At 60.6% G+C, this 16,758-nt stretch carries 12 protein-coding genes; 7 read left to right on the forward strand and 5 right to left on the reverse strand.

What is annotated here, in order from left to right:
• Positions 1–12: 12 nt before the first annotated feature.
• The 3 genes from KQ661_RS03615 to KQ661_RS03625 form a co-directional block, all read right to left on the reverse strand.
• Entirely contained in the window at positions 13–939 is a 927-nt protein-coding gene (locus KQ661_RS03615) for a hydrogen peroxide-inducible genes activator (RefSeq protein WP_216679394.1), read from the reverse strand.
• Positions 940–1,234: 295 nt separating this feature from the next.
• Entirely contained in the window at positions 1,235–2,692 is a 1,458-nt protein-coding gene (locus KQ661_RS03620; protein WP_216685670.1) for a M16 family metallopeptidase, read from the reverse strand.
• A gap of 22 nt (positions 2,693–2,714) precedes the next feature.
• Positions 2,715–4,157 carry a M16 family metallopeptidase gene (locus KQ661_RS03625; RefSeq protein ID WP_216685671.1) on the reverse strand — a complete coding sequence of 481 codons (1,443 nt, stop codon included), beginning with the start codon at positions 4,155–4,157 and terminating at the stop codon, positions 2,715–2,717.
• 243 nt (positions 4,158–4,400) lie between these two features.
• On the opposite strand from KQ661_RS03625, the gene alr reads away from it, so the two are divergent.
• Positions 4,401–7,031, forward strand: coding sequence for an alanine racemase (gene alr / locus KQ661_RS03630; RefSeq protein WP_216685672.1), 2,631 nt, complete (start codon positions 4,401–4,403; stop codon positions 7,029–7,031).
• A gap of 274 nt (positions 7,032–7,305) precedes the next feature.
• Positions 7,306–8,676, forward strand: coding sequence for an alpha/beta hydrolase family protein (locus KQ661_RS03635; protein ID WP_216685673.1), 1,371 nt, complete (start codon positions 7,306–7,308; stop codon positions 8,674–8,676).
• A gap of 265 nt (positions 8,677–8,941) precedes the next feature.
• On the opposite strand, the gene KQ661_RS03640 is transcribed toward KQ661_RS03635, so the two are convergent.
• Positions 8,942–9,841 carry a carboxypeptidase-like regulatory domain-containing protein gene (locus tag KQ661_RS03640; protein ID WP_216679399.1) on the reverse strand — a complete coding sequence of 300 codons (900 nt, stop codon included), beginning with the start codon at positions 9,839–9,841 and terminating at the stop codon, positions 8,942–8,944.
• A gap of 300 nt (positions 9,842–10,141) precedes the next feature.
• On the opposite strand from KQ661_RS03640, the gene KQ661_RS03645 reads away from it, so the two are divergent.
• Both KQ661_RS03645 and KQ661_RS03650 read left to right on the forward strand, forming a co-directional pair.
• Entirely contained in the window at positions 10,142–10,759 is a 618-nt protein-coding gene (locus KQ661_RS03645) for an OmpA family protein (protein WP_216679400.1), read from the forward strand.
• A gap of 735 nt (positions 10,760–11,494) precedes the next feature.
• Entirely contained in the window at positions 11,495–12,733 is a 1,239-nt protein-coding gene (locus tag KQ661_RS03650) for an alpha/beta hydrolase family protein (RefSeq protein ID WP_216685674.1), read from the forward strand.
• A gap of 175 nt (positions 12,734–12,908) precedes the next feature.
• Here the strand turns inward: KQ661_RS03650 and KQ661_RS03655 are convergent, their stop codons facing one another.
• Positions 12,909–13,808: a carboxypeptidase-like regulatory domain-containing protein gene (locus KQ661_RS03655; RefSeq protein WP_216679402.1), complete on the reverse strand. Its 900-nt coding sequence runs from the start codon at positions 13,806–13,808 to the stop codon at positions 12,909–12,911.
• Positions 13,809–14,029: 221 nt separating this feature from the next.
• On the opposite strand from KQ661_RS03655, the gene KQ661_RS03660 reads away from it, so the two are divergent.
• The 3 genes from KQ661_RS03660 (at position 14,030) to KQ661_RS03670 (ending at position 16,742) form a co-directional block, all read left to right on the forward strand.
• Complete coding sequence (locus tag KQ661_RS03660) at positions 14,030–14,308, forward strand: FeoA family protein (protein ID WP_226915708.1); 279 nt, start codon at positions 14,030–14,032, stop codon at positions 14,306–14,308.
• Positions 14,309–14,318: 10 nt separating this feature from the next.
• Positions 14,319–16,478 carry a ferrous iron transport protein B gene (gene feoB, locus KQ661_RS03665; RefSeq protein ID WP_216685675.1) on the forward strand — a complete coding sequence of 720 codons (2,160 nt, stop codon included), beginning with the start codon at positions 14,319–14,321 and terminating at the stop codon, positions 16,476–16,478.
• A 75-nt stretch (positions 16,479–16,553) separates the two neighbouring features.
• The gene (locus tag KQ661_RS03670; protein WP_216679404.1) at positions 16,554–16,742 is read left to right on the forward strand and encodes a hypothetical protein; all 189 of its coding nucleotides are present in this window, start codon (positions 16,554–16,556) and stop codon (positions 16,740–16,742) included.
• Positions 16,743–16,758: the final 16 nt, after the last annotated feature.

A 16,758-nucleotide genomic window follows, 5' to 3' on the forward strand; every position in this document is an offset into this window, starting at 1 on the left:
GAACCAGTCCGGCTACCGCCAGCGCACCTTTTCACCCGATTCCCGGGCGTGTAGCCGGGCCGGTACACTGGCCAGAATAAGGCCGCGCAATACCGTAAGCAGCTGCGTTCGCACAAAGCCGTGATGCACCACCAGGCTCACCTCGCGCACCGGTTCCGGGGCCACGAACCGTTTTAGGAGCCGATTGGTTTCCACCTCTTCCAATACGGCCAGCTCTGGCACCAGGGTGTAGCCGCCCTGCCGGCGCACCAGCTCTTGCAGCGTTTCAATCGAGCCGCTTTCGTAGGCGATGGTCCCGGTGGGGGAGGCCGCGCCACACAGGTTTACCACCTGGCTGCGGAAGCAGTGGCCCTGCTGCATCAGCCAGAGGCCGGGTTGCTGGAGGTCGGCGGGTTGCACAGTGGCGTGGGCGGCCAGTGGGTGGTTTTCGGAAGCGAGTAGCAGGAAGGGCTCATCGACGACCGGCAGCTCGCGTAGCTGCCGGTCGTCGAGGGGCGTCACGAGCAGGCCCACGTCCAGCCGGTGGTCTTTCAGCTGCTGCATAATTTCTTCGGAGCGCAGCTCCTCAATGTGCACCCGCAGGCTGGGGTAAGCCGTGGTGAGGCCCCCCAGGAAGCGCGGTACCAGGTACGGGGCCAGCGTGGGGATGACGCCCAGGTGCAGCTCGCCCACTATTTCGCCCTTTTCTACCTGCACCAGCTCGCGCAGCTGCTGGGCCTCGCGCAGTACACGCCGGGCCTGGGCAATGACTTTGGCCCCCACGGCGGTGGGTTCGGCCCCGCGCTGGGTGCGGTCGAAGAGCAGCACGCCCAGTTCTTCCTCCAGCTTTTGCACCTGCACGCTGAGGGCGGGCTGGCTCACGCAGCTTTTCTCGGCGGCGAGGCCAAACTGGCGGTGAGTATCGAGGGCTACGAGGTAGGTGAGCTGTTGCAGGTTCATGCTTCAAATATAACCTGCGATTATAAAAATATGAATTAAATCATTTTAAATTATGGGTAGAGCGGCAGGATATTTTTATAAAGCGCATTGTTCTGGCGTTTTCACCCCCCACCCACTCTGCCACGCAAGAAATCAGAGCAGCTTTCAGGTCAGTGTATGGAGTGTGCAGACGCGACAATTCGCGTCTCCTCGCGTGGGAGTCGGGCAGCGAGGAGACGCGAAGTATCGCATCTCTACATCTCATAGAGCTGCTTCGGCAGGCTCAGTATGGCGTTTCTTCGTGCTTCGCCCTCAATTACAGTGGTTTCTTGCGCTCAGCCTGAAACTTCTTCAGCTGCGGGTCAATCTGCTTTTTGTCGCCTACCACCACAATGGTCATGGCTTCGGGGCGCATGTATTTGCGGGCGGTTTCGCTTACCTGCTGGGGCGTCACGGCGTTGATGTTCCTGACCTGCTCGGTGAGGTAGGTTTCGGGCAGGCCGTGCAGGTCGAGGGTATTGAGCTGGCCGATGATGCCGCCGGGGGTAGAGTTGCGCAGCACAAACATGCCGCCCTCGTAGTTCTGGATGCCCTGCAGCTCCTCGGCGGTGGGCGGCGTTTTTTGCAGGCGCTCCACTTCGCTCATTATTTCGCGCAGCGAATTATAGGTGTCGGCGGTGGTCACGTCGGCGTTTTCGGTCCAGTTGCCGGTACGGTAGTGGGTTTCCACGTAGCTGTAGGGCGAGTAGGTGTAGCCCTTGTCCTCCCGGATGTTGCGCGTGATGCGCGAGCCAAACGAGCCGCCGAGCAGCGAGTTCATCACCCGCAGCCGAATAAAATCGGGGTTGGAGGGGTCCACGGCCGGCAGTCCCACCACAATGGTCGACTGCGGCGCGCTGGGCCGGTCCAGAGTCAGCACGTCGCCCTTGGTCAGCGGCTTGGCAATTTCGATGCGCGGGGTCGGCCCCTGCGGGAAATCCTTCCAGGCGCTGCCGATGGCCTGGCGCAGGGCCGGGGCATCAAACCGCCCCGCCACGTAAACGCTGGTGCGCTGGCCGCCAAACTGGTTTTTGTAGAAGCTCTGCACCTGCTCCAGGGTCAGGGCGTCGAGCTGGGCATCGGTGGGCAGGGGGCGGCCGTAGGGGTGGCTGCCGTAAATGGCGGCCGAGTACTTCTGGCGGGCCTGGGTACCGGGATAGGAGCGGGCCAGGTTCATCTGGCGCTTCAGGTCGGTTTTGAGGCGGGGTAGCTCCGAGGCGGGCAGGGCCGGGTGCAGCACCACATCGGCCATGAGCGCGGCCAGCTGCGGCGCATACTCGCTCAGGCAGGAGGCCCACAGCGTGGTTTGGTCGAGGCCGGCCGAAATGCTGAGCGTGCCGCCCATGCGGGCCACTTGCTCGGCCAGCTGGGTAGCCGACCGGCTGGCCGTGCCTTCCTGCAGGAGCTTGGCCAGCAGGTCGGCCACCGCCACTTCATTGGCGGCTTCGTGCACGTTGCCGGCCTGAATGGCCACCATCATCGTCACCTTGGGCACCTGACCGTAGGGCACCAGGCGGGCCTTCAGGCTATTGTCGAGGGTGAATTCTTCCTTGGCGGGCAGGGCAAAGTCGCGCGGGGCGCTGCCTTCGGGCGGGCTTTCCTTGGGTGCTGCCGGCGTGGCGGCGGCGGCGGGCCGGGCCGGTATTTTGGACTTGGCTTTCGGCTTCTGGGCCTGGGCATCTACGGTGGTAGCAACGAGGGCGGCACCGAGTAGCCCGATAATCAGCTTGTTCATGGCGAAAAAGTAGGAGTCAGGGCTAGCTCTTGGCCAGCGGATTGACGGTGATAATGGTCCGGTTGCCGGGCCGCAGGTACTCGCGAATGGTCTTCTGCATCAGCTCGGGCGTCACCTTGCGGAACTCGCCCTCGATGCGGTTGATGCGCGCCGGGTCGTTGTCGAACAGCGCAAACGCGGCCAGTAGGTCGGCCCGCCCAAAGTTGTCGGACCCGCTCAGCTGGTCGTAAAAAGCGGAGCGGATTTTCACCATCGCCAGGTCCAGCGTGGCCTGGTCGATGCCCGTTTTGGCCAGGCGGCTGATTTCTTGGTCGAGCACGCTCACCACCGAGTCGGCCTGCACGCTGGGGTCGTAGATAATGCTGCCCATCCACAGCATCGGGCCATTGTAGTTGAACTGGTTGCCGAGGTCGGAATTGATACCGCCGCTCACGCCGTCGGAGTAGCCGCGCTTCTGCACCAGGGCCTGGTAGAGGCGGCTGTCGTTACCCTGGAGCAAAATCTGGTCGAGCATTATCAGGGCGTAGTATTCGGGCGTGTTGCGCTCGGGCATGTGGTAGGCGAAGGCCAGCGCGGGCTTGCTGGCCAGCTTGTCGTCCTTCGAAAACCGCTGCTCCTGCTCCTGGCGCGGCTCGGTGAGGTCGGGCTTGGGCGGCGGCGTGGCGCTGGGGATGTTGCCGTAGTATTTCTCCACCCAGGCCTTTGCTTCGGCGGGCTCAAAATCGCCCACCACGGCCAGCACGGCATTGTTGGGGGCGTAGTAAGTTTTGAAAAATGCCTTGGTGTCGGCCAGGTTAGCGGCGTCCAGGTCCTTCAGGTCGCCGTAGAAATTGTGGGCGTTGTTCCAGTTTTTGTTGGCCTTCTGGGGCATGTCGAGCCACGGAAAGCCGCCGTAGGGCTGGTTGAGCACGTTCACGCGCACCTCGCTTTTCACTACCCCTTGCTGGTTGGTCAGGTTGCCTTGGTTGATGGCCAGGCCGCGCATCCGGTCGGCTTCGGCCCACAAAATGGTTTCGAGCTTATTGCTCGGCACCACCTCGAAATAGTTGGTGAAGTCGAAGCGAGTGGAGCCGTTCAGTGCCCCGCCATTCTTCTGAATCAGCTGAATAAATTCGGCCTTGCCCAGGTTCTGCGAGCCCTGAAACATCAGGTGCTCAAATAAGTGCGCGAAGCCCGTGCGGTTGCGCGGCTCCGTCCGGAAGCCCACCGCGTAGTACGCCGCCACCGTGGCCGTGGGCGCGGTGTGGTCGGGCGAGAGCACCACCCGCAGCCCGTTCGGCAGGGTGTAGTATTCCACCGGAATCTCGAAAGCCGGCCCGGCGGGTGCGGGCGTGGCCGCCATGGGCGCCGCCGGGCTGGCCGGCGCCGTGACCACGGAAGTGGCCTGCTGGCTGCACGCGCCCAGCGCCAGCGCTACGGCCGGCCCCCACAGTAAGCTGTGGCGAAGTTCAGGTAACTGTCTCATCGGCAAAAAGGTGTAAAATGGAAGAACATGTATTCGATTTACAAAATATTGGGCAATACCCCGGCCGCGTAGGCGCTAAGCCCCTGCGAATAGCCTCCGTAACTCAGATGCGCCGACGTGCGCCACGGTTGCCTCCGGCCCGGCCCGCGCCGTTTTTGCTTGCCCTCACCCAAATGCGAGCCGTTCGATAGTAAACAGTTCCGTGAAAGGCCGCGCCGTTTTTTGCCGGACCTTTGCGCCATCATGTCTTTCCCCCCCTTCCTCGACCTGCCCGCCCGCGTTTCCGGCCACCTACGGCAGGCGCCCGCTGATGCCTCGGCCACCGTGCGCCACCTGCTGCTCGATAGCCGTCGGGCCGACCTGCCCGTTGGGGCGGCCTTCTTCGCCCTGCGCGGTCCCAGCCACGATGGCCACCGCTACCTGCCCGACCTCTACGCCCAGGGCGTGCGCCTGTTTTTCGTGGAGGAAAATACCGCCCTGCCCGGTGGCCTCGCCGCCTACCCCGAGGCTGGGATTATGGAAGTTGCCAGTCCGCTGGCCGCTTTGCAGGCGCTGGCGGCCGCCCACCGGGCGCAGTTTACAGCCTCAGTTATAGGCATCACCGGCTCCAACGGCAAAACCATTGTGAAGGAATGGCTGGCCCAACTGCTGAGCCCCGACGAGGATATTTGCCGCTCGCCGCGCTCCTACAATTCGCAGGTGGGCGTGCCGCTCAGCGTGTGGGAGCTGAACCCCGAGCGCCACACGCTGGGGATTTTTGAAGCCGGCATATCCGAAGTAGGAGAGATGGCCCGGCTGGCCCGCATCATTCGGCCCACCGAAGGAATTTTCACCAACCTCGGCACGGCTCACGACGCCGGTTTTGCCTCTGAGGAGCAGAAGCTGCTGGAAAAACTGACGTTGTTCCAAGGTGCTGATTTTCAGCTGCTGTTTTACTGTGCCGACCAGTTCCTGGTGCGGGCCGCCGTGGCGGCGCGGCAGCTCCTGGGCTTTAGCTGGACGCGCCAGCCCACACTGCCCGCCGACGTACGCTTCACCACCGAGGCTAGCAGCCCCGCCAATACCACCCGCCTGCGCGCCGAATACCCTGCTACCGGCCTCACTGCCGAATTCACGCTGCCCTTCGCCGATGAGCCGTCCATCGAAAACGCATTGCACTGCCTGGCCGTGCTTCTGCACCGGCAGGTAGAGCCGGCCGAGATTCAGCGCCGACTGCTGCGCCTGCACCCGGTAGCCATGCGCCTGGAAATGAAGCTCGGCCGCCACGATTCCTACCTGCTCGACGATACCTATAATAACGACCTCGCCGGCCTGGCCCTGGCCCTCAATGCCCTGGCCCGGCAGAGCCGCCCCGGTCGCCGCACCCTCATTATCAGCGATGTGCTCGAATCCGGCCTGAGCAGCGCGGAGCTGTACGCCCGCGTGGCCGCCCTGCTGCCAGCGGCGGGCGTGAGCCGGCTGATAGGCATTGGGGAGGAGATTTCGAGGGAATTAAAAATTATAAATTATAAATTAAAAATTGAGTCTGAAGCCACTCCATCTGGCTCCGATGCTTCGACAGACCCGGCTTCATTTTTAACTTCCAATTCTCAATTTTTAATTCAAACCTACCCTACCACCGAGGCCTTTCTTGCCCAGCTGAATTCTACGGATTTCGCCCACGAAACCATCCTTATTAAAGGGGCGCGGCGCTTTGGGTTCGAGCGTATTGTGGCCGCTTTGCAGGCCCAGCAGCACGGCACCGTGCTCGAAGTCAACCTCGACGCCCTCAGCCACAACCTGCAGTACTACCGCCGCCAGCTGAGCCCCGGCACCAGGCTCATGGTGATGGTGAAGGCCTTTGCTTACGGCGCGGGCTCCTACGAAGTAGCCAGCTTGCTTGAGTTTCAGCGCGCCGACTACCTGGCCGTGGCCTACGCCGACGAAGGCATCGCTCTGCGCGAAGCCGGCATCAGCCTGCCCATCATGGTGATGAACGCCGCCCCGGACAGCTTCGAAACACTGCGCCGCTACCGCCTGGAACCCGAAATCTACTCCCTGGAGATGCTGGACGAGTACCTGGCCACCTTCGATATTCCCGCCGAAAGCCCACTCCCCACTCCCTACTCCCCACTTCCCACCCCCAAAATCCACCTCAAGCTCGATACCGGTATGCGCCGCCTTGGCTTCGACGAAGCCGACCTGCCTGCCTTGGCTGCCCGCCTGCGCCAGCACGCCGCCCGCCTGCCCGTGGCCAGCATGATGACCCACCTCGCCGCCGCCGATGAGTCCGGCCACGACGACTTTACCCACGAGCAGCTGGCCGCCTTCCGCCGCATGACCATCACCCTGGAGGCCGCCCTGGGCCACTCCGTGCTCAAGCACGCCCTGAACTCGGCCGGTATCCTGCGCTTCCCGGCGGCGCAGTTCAACATGGTGCGCCTCGGCATCGGCCTCTACGGTGTGGATGCCAGCAATACCGCCGACCTCGCTGCCCTGCGCCCCGTGAGCCAGCTGCGCACCACCATTTCCCAGATTAAGACCCTGCCCGCCGGCACCACCGTGGGCTACGGCCGCCGGGGCACCGCCGCTGCCGCCGAGCGCCGCATTGCCACGCTGGCCATTGGCTACGCCGACGGCTACGACCGCCGCTTTGGCAATGGCGCGGGCACGGTGCTCATCCACGGCCAGGCGGCCCCGCTGGTGGGCTCGGTGTGCATGGATATGTGCATGGTAGATGTAACGAATATCCCGGCCGCGCGGGCCGGCGATGTGGCCGTAATTTTTGGCGAAGGACTGCCGCTGCCGGAGTTGGCCGCCCGCATCGGCACCATTGCCTACGAGCTGCTCACCAGCGTAAGCGAGCGGGTGAAGCGGGTATTTGTGAGCGAATAAACGGGGAGCGTTGCCCGCTTGCTGCTTTTTCCAATGTGAGGCAGGCTGCCGGATTCATTCGATAAGTTTCCCTGTTCAACGCCAAAACAAGTAATTTTTTTGCTCAGCAGGGCGCGCGCGTAATGTTGGCAAGGTATTTATTTTGCTACTTTATAGCTGGTGTAATGTGCCCGGGATACCTTTGGGGTGGCCCAGAGCTTTGTGACGCTCTTTAAGTAATATGAAAACCAATACGTTCTGTTCCCTTCGCTTATTCTGCAGCGTCCTTCTCTGCTTGGTACTGGCGGTTTCTGCGCACGCCACTTCCCATGCCCAACCGGCCCCGGTAGCGGTGGCCGATGTGCCGCCCCTCGACGGCTTTTGGAAGGGCCCGCTAAAAGTGCCCGGCGGCCAGCTCGAAGTCATTTTTCGCTTTGTGAAACTCGCTGGCGGTGAATACTACTGCACCCTCGACGTGCCGCTCCAGAAGGTGAGCCGCATGAGCGTGAAAACCGAAATCAAAGGCGATACCGTGCGTCTGTATGCCGAGGAAGCCGCCACCCGCTTCGTGGGCCGCGTCTCGGCCGATGGCAAGCAGATGGCCGGTACCTGGCAGTCGCCCGGCTTCAAAGTGCCGATGACGCTCACCTTCAGCGCAATACCGGCCATGAATGCCAAAAACGTGCGCCTCACGCCGCCCTACCGCGAGGAAGAAGCCACGTTCAGCAACCTGACGGTGAACGCCCGCCTCAGCGGTATGCTCACCATTCCGGCCGGGCCGGGGCCGTTTCCGGCGGTGGTGCTGCTCAGCGATAGCGGCCCGCACGACCGCGACGGCACCGTGGGCGACTTCGCCCCCCTGGGCCAGCTCGCCGACTACCTCACCCGTCGGGGCGTGGCCGTGCTGCGCTTCGACGACCGGGGCGTGGGCAAGTCCGGCGGCACCCCCGCCGTGACCACCGCCGACCTGGTGAGCGATGCCCAGGCCGGCCTCAATTTCCTGCGTACCCGCCCCGAAATCGACCTTTCGCACCTGGGCCTGGTGGGCCACGGCGAGGGCGGCAACGTGGCCCTGCTGGCGGCGGCTCAGCCCTTGCCTCCTGCGTTTGTGGTCACGCTGGCCGCCTATGGCCTACCCGGCCGCGACATTGTGGTGCAGCAGCAAGCCACCACGCTACGTACCCTGGGCACCGATGCGTCGCAGATTGAGGCGGCTACCAAGCGCCAGCAGGCCATGCTCGAAATCATCCGGCAGACCACCGACAATGCCCAGGCCCAGGCCATTGTGGCCAACATGCTGAAGCAGAACAATGCCGCCATCGACAATGCCACGGCCCAGGCCAGCGCTGCCGAAATGACTTCGGCCCGCTACCGCTACTTCCTGGCGTTCAACCCGCTTGAAAAGCTGTCGGCCGTCAACTGCCCCGTATTGCTGCTCAACGGCACCTCCGACCTCACTATCAACGCCGATGCCAATATGGCGGTCCTCACCAAGGGCTTGAAAAACAACAAGAACATCACGGCCAAGAAGCTGGTGGGCGTCAATCACCTCTTTCAGCCCGACCCAAGCAAGTGGCCGATTGTCAACGGCCAGCTCCAGCCCAACTTCTCGCCTGAAGCCGAGGAAACCATCCGGGAATGGATTGTGGCGCAGGCCAAAAAGTAAATCACTGATTAGCGCGGATTAACCGTGATTCCACTGATTGAATGACTCACCCGATAACGAAATGGAGAGTAGGTAGCCAAGCATAAGTAACCGTATGCGATTCGGGCCTGCCGGTCCGGCTGCCCCAGGCAGTCCGACCGGAGCATACGAGTGGTTTTGCACAAGCATTATCCCAACAAAAAAAGCCCGGCTTGAGCCGGGCTTTTTTTGTTGGGATAATGCCCAAAATCAGTGAAATCACGGTTAATCCGCGGCAATCAGTGATTTACTTAATCATGTCCACTTCGGCCTTAATCATGGCGTTGTAGCGGCGGCCCTGGCCGTTGGCCAGCGTCAGCAGGTTCCAGCCCTTGCCGATGGTGTAGCTCCAGGTGCGGCTTTCCTTGTATTCGAAGGTGGGACGCATAATCTGGCCGTAGGGCGTGTAGTTGTCCATGAAGTTGGTGGTATAGAACTTGTCGCCGCCCACAATCCACTCCATGGCCACGAAAAAGCCTTCTTCCGGCGCCGGAATGTTGTAGGTGCTCAGGTCGATGGTGTACCACTCGCCACCCCGGGCGGCCGAAACCACTACGTTTTCGGTGAGCAGGTCGGTGTTGGGGGCGTTGTAGTTGCCGTCGGCTTTATAGATGCGGACGCGGAAGGGCTCCCGCGGGAAGCCGTTTTCGCCGATGTAGAAGGACACGGTACGCACGTTGCCCAGCTTCTTCTGCTTGTCGTTCTTCACGAAGAAAGCGTACTGCGAACCCGGCAGGCCCTGAATCATGCCCTCGCCGGGGTTATTCGACTTCGAGCCCAGCTCCAGGTTTTTGAGCTTGCCGCCCTTCACGGTCACGTTGGACAGTTCAATCACGCGCTTTTTCAGCTCGATGATGAGGTCTTCGGTGCTGCCGCGCTTAATGAACACGGCGCTGCGCTCGTAGCCGAGCGTCATCACGATGAGGGAGTCCTGGCTAGTTTTTTCGAGGCCGGCCAGCTGAAAATAGCCGTATTCGTTTGTGAGTGCCCCGGTACCCTCTTCACGCAGGCCAATGGAGGCGAACGGAACCGGGTCTTTGGTTTTGGCATCCACGACGCGGCCCGTAATGCGATTTTCTTGCGCCCAGCTTAGCGCTGGCAACAGCAACAGAAAGGCTAAAGCGAGAAAAGGTATGCGTTTCATCATCGCCAAAAATAATTATAATGGATGGTAGTCTGGCAAATTTACAAATTTTGCACCACTCCCGTAGCATCCTCGCTAATACAGGACACATAATGGCGCGCTATACGCAGATTTTTTTCCCCTGAGTAACAGCAGAAGACGGATTTTATTGCTCTACAATACCATCAGACCCTACTAGCTGGGGTTTGTGCAAGCGCGTGCTTAATGCGGTCAGGCAGTAGGAAAATAAAAAAAATTAACATTATCGGATACTTTCCCGTATTGAGACCGGAACTATTTTCCGGAACTTGTCTACCTCATTTCATGAAAAAATCCTTCTTTTTCCTGTTGGCAGCAACGGTGCTGCTGGCTAGCTGCGAAACAAAACGTTCTGATACCAAAGACCAGCTCAGCGAAGCCGGTCAGGACACGGCCGTGATGGCCCGCGATGGGAAAACGGCGGCTGATATGGCCAGCGATGCAGGTGCCGCCATCGATAATACCTGGGACATGGGCAAAGCCAAGCTCGCCGATGTAAAATTCAAGGAAATCACGCTGCCCGGCGTATCGGTGCGTGGCGACAGCACCTATAATGTTTATAGCGTGGACGAAACGGTGCTCTTTGATACCGACAAAGCCGAAATCAAGCCCACTGCTGCCGAGGCCCTGAAGCAAATCACCGGTTCTATCGGACAGCGCTACAAGACCAGCCAGGTGCGTGTGATGGGCTTTGCCGACTCGCGCGGCAGCAAAGACTACAACAAAGACCTGAGCGCGCAGCGCGCTGAGGCCGTGAAGAACTACCTGGTAGCCAACGGCGATATTACCGCCAATCGCGTGAGCGTGGAGCCGATGGGCGAAACCATGCCCGTGGCTTCGAATGCTACGCCCAGCGGCCGCCAGGAAAACCGGCGGGTAGAAATCGCGGTGCGTACCAAGTAAGCAGCCCCGACTATACTGCCAAAAAGCCCTCGCAGCATGCTGCGAGGGCTTTTTGTGTGCCAGCCTGGCCCCCTTTGCGTAGGCCCCTTGTCCGGCTGGCAGGCTTGCAGCCAGCCGGACAAGGGGTGCCAAAGAATCGTGGCGTTTCCTGCACTGCTACACGGCTACTTCGCAGCGGGGGAGGGAGGTAGTAGAATTCCAGGCAAGGGTGGATATGAGCAGCTCGGCGCAATAGCGGGGCGTAGTGCCCCATTATTCCGATTGCCTCTACCTGGAGGAATGGTAATACAGTGCAAATATTTATCTGTTATTTTGTATTGGTGCTTTAAGCATTCAAGTTTCAATACTGAGTAAATGAGTTTATTATATACGGTATGCTACTGCTTATCTTTCGGGGCCATAAGTCGAGCAGGTTGAACGCATATAAATTTTGAGGACTGAATCCAGCCTGCCAGGGTGCTTTTTTATTTTGGACCTGACGCTTTTTTTAAAACCTAAAATGTCCTGTGAGACAATGGGGGCCCATGACTCCATTTATATGCGTTCAACCTGTAAGTCGAGTTAAGTTTTTATAGAATGAGGAGAAGTTTACTATGCGTTCTTCTACTGTTTGGAATAACGAATACCGTTTTGGGCCGGGCCACTGCCCAAGCTCCGCATGACCACTTGCCCCTGGGAGGATTGTGGAAGGGTAAGCTTCCGGTGTTGGGAGGCAACCTGGATTTAACCATTAGTGTGATTCCGCTGGCGGGTGGCAAGTACTTCGCCGCCCTCGACGTGCCCGCCCAGAAGGTGAGCCGCATGGTGACCGAAGTGACCGTGCGCGGCGACTCGGTGCTGCTGTACATGCCGGCGGCTGGCAGTCGCTACGCTGCCCGTCTCGATTCGGTGAGGCGCGAGCTGAACGGGGTCTGGACGCAGGCAGGCGTGAAATCGTCGGTGCGGCTGCTGCATTCGCCCATGCCCTCGGTTACGGGCCAGGGCACGCGCCTGGCCCCGCCCTACCGCGAAGAAGAAGTGGTATTTAATAATCCCACGGCCCGCCTGAATTTTGCCGGTATGCTCACCATACCCGCCGGCCCGGGGCCTTTCCCGGCCGTAGTGATGGTGAGCGACCTGGGTGCGCAGGACCGCGACGGTACCATGGGCAACTACCACCTGATGGGTTCATTGGCCGACTACCTCACCCGCCGGGGCGTGGCCGTGCTGCGCTACGACGACCGGGGCGTGGGCCAGAGCGGCGGCAGCACCAGTACCGCCACCACGGCCATGCTGGTGAGCGACGTGCAGGCGGCGCTGAACTTTTTGCGGGCGCGCCTGGAAATCAACATCAACCGCATTGGGGTGCTGGGGCACGGCGAAGGGGCCAACGTGGCGCTGCTGGCGGCTTCCCAGCCGCTGCCGCCGGCCTTTGTGGTATCGCTGGCGGGCTATGGCCTGCCCGGTGAGCAAACCCTTCTGCAACAGTTAGTTGACGAACGGCGGGCCAGAAAAGTGGCTCCGCTGGAAATACAGGCGGCCTACGAGCGGCTGCGGACGATGTACGACATCATCCGGCAAACCAATCCGCCGCAGGCACTGGCCATCGTGAGCAATATGCTGCGGCAGGACCAGCCCACGCTGGAGCAGCTGGCGGCGCAGGCTGCGGCCGCCCAGCTGCTCACGCCCTGGCGGCGGTACTTCCTGGCCTTCGACCCCCTGGCGGAGCTCGACCAGGTGCACTGCCCCGTGCTGCTGCTCGGCGGTACCGATGATGCCGAAGCCCCGGCCGACCTCCACCTGGCGGCCCTGGAAAAAGAACTCAAAAGCGTGAACCACAACGTGACGGTGAAGCGCCTGCCGGGCGTGAACCACCTGTTTCAGCCTTCCAAAACCGAGTGGACGCTGATGAACGGGGAGATGAAGCCGCTGTTTTCGCCCGTAGCCCAGGAAACCATCCGGGAATGGCTGGTGGGGCTGGAGGTGAAGAAATAAATCACTGATTAGCGTGGATTAACCGTGATTGCGCTGATTGCGGCTATGCGTAGGCATCACTGATTACGGCATGAACACAGAGGCCCGGCTTAGGTACCTAAGCCGGGCCTCTGTGTTCATGCCGCTACCGAAAAGAAATCAGCGCAATCACGGTTAATCTGCGGCAATCAGTGATTTACTTAATCATGTCTACTTCGGCCTTAATCATGGCATTGTAGCGCAGGCCCTGGCTGTTGGCGGCCGTGATGAGGCTCCAGCCCTTGCCGATGGAGTAATTCCAGGTGCGGCTTTCCTTGAACTCGAAGGTGGGGCGCATAATCTGGCCGTAGGGCGTGTAGTCGTCCATAAAGTTGGTAGCGAAGAACTTATCGCCGCTCACTACCCATTCCATGGCTACGAAAAAGCCTTCCTCGGGGGCCATGATGTTGTAGGGCGTGAGGTCGACGGTGTACCACTGGCCGCCTTGTGGGGCCGAAACCACTACGTTTTCGGTGAGTAGATCGGTGTTGGGGGCGTTGTAGTTGCCATCGGCCTTGTAGAGGCGCACGCGAAAGGGCTCGCGCGGGAAACCGTTTTCGCCGATGTAGAAGGACACGGTGCGCACGTTGCCGAGGCGTTTCTGCTTGTCGTTCTTCACGAAGAAAGCGTACTGCGCGCCCGGCAGGCCCTGAATCATGCCCTCGCCCGGGTCGTTGGAACGGGCCCCCAGGCCAAGGTTCTTCACCTTGCCGGCCTTCACCACCACGTTGCTGAGCTCGACGGCCCGCTTGGGTACCTCGATGGTGAGGCTGGGCAGGGCGACGCCCCGCTTCACGAGCACGGCGCGCCGGGCGTAGCCCAGCGCTACCACGATGAGGGAGTCGTCGGTATTCTTGGTGGGAGCGGGCACGATGAACTGGCCGTGCTCGTTGCTAAGGGCACCAATTTGCTCGCTTTTCAGGCCGATGGACGTGAATGGCAGCGGCTCCTTGGTGTCTTTATCAACGATTACCCCCTTTATCTGAATTTGCTGTCCCCAACTGGAAGTTGCAGCTAGGGCTAATAATAGTGCTATAAGTGGTAGGCGTGTGGACATAGGAGGCGGTATATTCCGAACAAAATTGCAAATTCCTGCGCCGAAAGTTATCAGAAATTATTAGCAGATGCAACCGAATAATCCAAATCACTGTCCGGAAGGGCTTGCGGGAGACGTAAAGGGATAGTTGGCCGCCAAAAAAAGGCACTGGGCCGAAAAGCTTTTAGTAGCGTACCTTTGTTTGTATTCTTTCTAAATAAGGTTCAGCCCGTTCAACGCCCGTGTCATTATTTCGTCGTTCCCCGCAAAAGGCCGTTATCAGTACGGCTACCCGGCGCACTGCCAAAGACCTGCGCTTGGGCGAAACCGGCACCATCTGCTGCCTTGAAGACCCCGAAATGGCCCTTAAGTTGCTGGAAATGGGGTGTGTGCCGGGCGTGCAGGTACGCCTGAGCGGTCGGGCTCCTTTGGGCGACCCGCTCATGCTGGTGCTTGGCGACCAGGAGTATACGCTGTCGGTTAGGGCCAGTGAGGCGGCTACCATTTTGCTAAAGGAGTAGCAGATGCGCGATGGCCGTAACAGCAAGTAGTTCAGCAACAACAGCGTCGCAAACCGGCCCCGAGGCCGATGCCCGGCCCCTGCGCATTGCTCTTATCGGCAATCCGAACAGCGGCAAAACTTCGCTTTTCAATCAGCTTACCGGCCTCAACCAGAAGGTGGGCAACTTTCCCGGCGTAACCGTGGACCGCAAAACTGGCGTGGCCCAGCTCACGCCCACCCAGCGGGCCGAGATTATCGACCTGCCGGGCACGTACTCGCTCTACCCCAAGAGCCTGGATGAGAAGGTGATTACCGATTTGCTCTACGACAAGGCGGCCGATAACTACCCCGATTTCGTGGTGGTGACGGTGGACGCCAACAACCTGCGCCGCAGCCTGCTGCTGTTCACGCAGCTCGGCGATTTGGGGCTGCCAGCCGTGCTGGCCCTTAATATGATGGACGTGGCCGAGCGCCATGGCGTAAACATCGATTTGCCGGCGCTGGAGCGGGAGCTGGGCGTGCCCATTATTCCGATGAATGCGCGGAAGGGCATTGGCGTGGCCGCCCTAAAAATTGTGATGGCCCAGCGGCTGGACGCGCCGCCGGTGGGCTTCTGGCAGCCCGATGAGCAGCTGCTGCCGCTGGTGCGCCAGCTTCGCTACTACTTTAATCTGCACAACGACTACCTGGCGCTGCACTACGCCCAGCAGTACCGCCAGATTAGCTTTCTGAGCGCCGAAGAAAAAGCCCACATCCAGGAGCTGGTGCAGCAGGCGGGGTTTGATGCCACTACCGCGCAGGCGGCGGAAACCATTAGCCGCTACGCCCGCATCAACGAGATTCTGCTGGAGACGGTGACGGTGGTGCGCACGGAGAAGCGCGAGCCGATAAGCAACCGCATTGATAAGGTGCTGACCCATCGGGTGGGCGGCTACCTCATTTTTTTGGGTATTCTGTTCCTGCTGTTCCAGGCCATTTTTGCCTGGGCACAGTACCCCATGGACTGGATTGACCAGGGCATTTCGGGGCTGAGTGCGGTTATTCAGGCCAACTTTTCGGGGCCGCTGGTGCGCTTGCTCACCGAGGGCGTGCTGGCCGGGCTGGGCGGCGTGCTGGTGTTCATTCCGCAGATTGCGCTGCTGTTTGGCTTCCTGGCCATATTGGAGGAAACGGGCTACATGGCCCGCGTTACCTTTTTGATGGACAAGCTGATGCGGCCATTTGGATTGAGCGGCAAGAGTGTGGTGCCGCTGATTTCGGGGCTGGCCTGCGCGGTGCCGGCCATTATGGGGGCGCGCACCATTGAGAGCTGGAAGGACCGGATGATTACGATTTTCGTGACGCCGCTCATGTCGTGCTCGGCGCGCATTCCGGTGTACACGGTGCTGGTGGCACTGGTGGTGCCGGACCAGGCCGCGTGGGGCATTTTCAATCTGCGCGGCGTGGCCCTGATGTCGCTGTACCTGCTCGGGTTGTTCTCGGCGCTGGGCTCGGCCTGGGCGCTGAAGAAGCTGCTGAAGGCGCGGGAACGGAGCTACTTCATCATGGAATTCCCGGTATACCAGTGGCCGCGCTGGAAGAACGTGGCGCTTACCATCTACCAGAAGGTGAAGGCATTTGTGTTACAGGCGGGCCGGGTGATTATGGCTATATCGGTGCTGCTGTGGGTGCTGGCCAGCTATGGGCCGGGCCAGCAGCAGGCCACGGCCGAAGCGCAGGCGCGCCGGGAAGCAACTACGAAAGGCTGGGATGCCGCCGAAACCAGCCGCCAGGTAGCCTCGGCGCGGCTGGAAACGTCCTACGCCGGCAAGTTCGGCCATGTGCTGGAGCCGGCCATCCGCCCGCTGGGCTACGACTGGAAAATAGGTATCGCGCTGCTCACCTCGTTTGCGGCTCGGGAGGTATTCGTGGGCACGATTTCGACTATTTACAGCGTGGGGCAGGATGCCGACATGGGCACGCTGCAACAGAAGCTCAGCGCTGAGAAAGACGCCAACGGCCAGCCGTTTTTCACGCCGGCACGGGCGTTTTCGCTGCTGGTGTTCTACGTATTCGCCATGCAGTGCATGAGCACGCTGGCCGTGACCTACCGCGAAACCAAGAGCTGGCGCTGGCCGCTGGCGCAATTGATTTATATGACGGGGCTGGCCTACGCGGCGGCGTTCGTGGTGTACCAGGTGCTGGCGTAGTTTCGGAGTACCGTTCCGGAAAAGCGGCACTAAAGCCAACTTTTTGGATGGAGCCGGGTTGGGCTAAAAGCAGCCATGGCCAAGCGCAACTCGCCCAACGACATCCAGGAAATCGACGACCTCAACCGGCTCGGCGAAATAGTGGTGGACAAGCGCAACGGCAAGCGGGCCGATGCCAAGAAGAGTCGGCGCAACCGCCACTATGAGAAGCAGTTTATCAAAGAGGCGCTGAAGGACGACCTGTACGGGAGGGATGTGGAATAGGGTGGCATTGCCTCGC

The organism is Hymenobacter siberiensis, assembly GCF_018967845.1.
GTDB classification, from domain to species: Bacteria; Bacteroidota; Bacteroidia; order Cytophagales; family Hymenobacteraceae; genus Hymenobacter; species Hymenobacter siberiensis.

Bases quoted from the DNA above. Each gene is read 5' to 3' on its own strand.
- KQ661_RS03615 (WP_216679394.1), bottom strand. From the start codon at position 939: ATGAACCTGCAACAGCTCACCTACCTCGTAGCCCTCGATACTCACCGC.
- KQ661_RS03670 (WP_216679404.1), top strand. From the start codon at position 16,554: ATGGCCAAGCGCAACTCGCCCAACGACATCCAGGAAATCGACGACCTC.
- KQ661_RS03640 (WP_216679399.1), bottom strand. From the start codon at position 9,841: ATGATGAAACGCATACCTTTTCTCGCTTTAGCCTTTCTGTTGCTGTTG.
- KQ661_RS03655 (WP_216679402.1), bottom strand. From the start codon at position 13,808: ATGTCCACACGCCTACCACTTATAGCACTATTATTAGCCCTAGCTGCA.
- alr (WP_216685672.1), top strand. From the start codon at position 4,401: ATGTCTTTCCCCCCCTTCCTCGACCTGCCCGCCCGCGTTTCCGGCCAC.
- feoB (WP_216685675.1), top strand. From the start codon at position 14,319: ATGGCCGTAACAGCAAGTAGTTCAGCAACAACAGCGTCGCAAACCGGC.
- KQ661_RS03620 (WP_216685670.1), bottom strand. From the start codon at position 2,692: ATGAACAAGCTGATTATCGGGCTACTCGGTGCCGCCCTCGTTGCTACC.
- KQ661_RS03625 (WP_216685671.1), bottom strand. From the start codon at position 4,157: ATGAGACAGTTACCTGAACTTCGCCACAGCTTACTGTGGGGGCCGGCC.
- KQ661_RS03645 (WP_216679400.1), top strand. From the start codon at position 10,142: ATGAAAAAATCCTTCTTTTTCCTGTTGGCAGCAACGGTGCTGCTGGCT.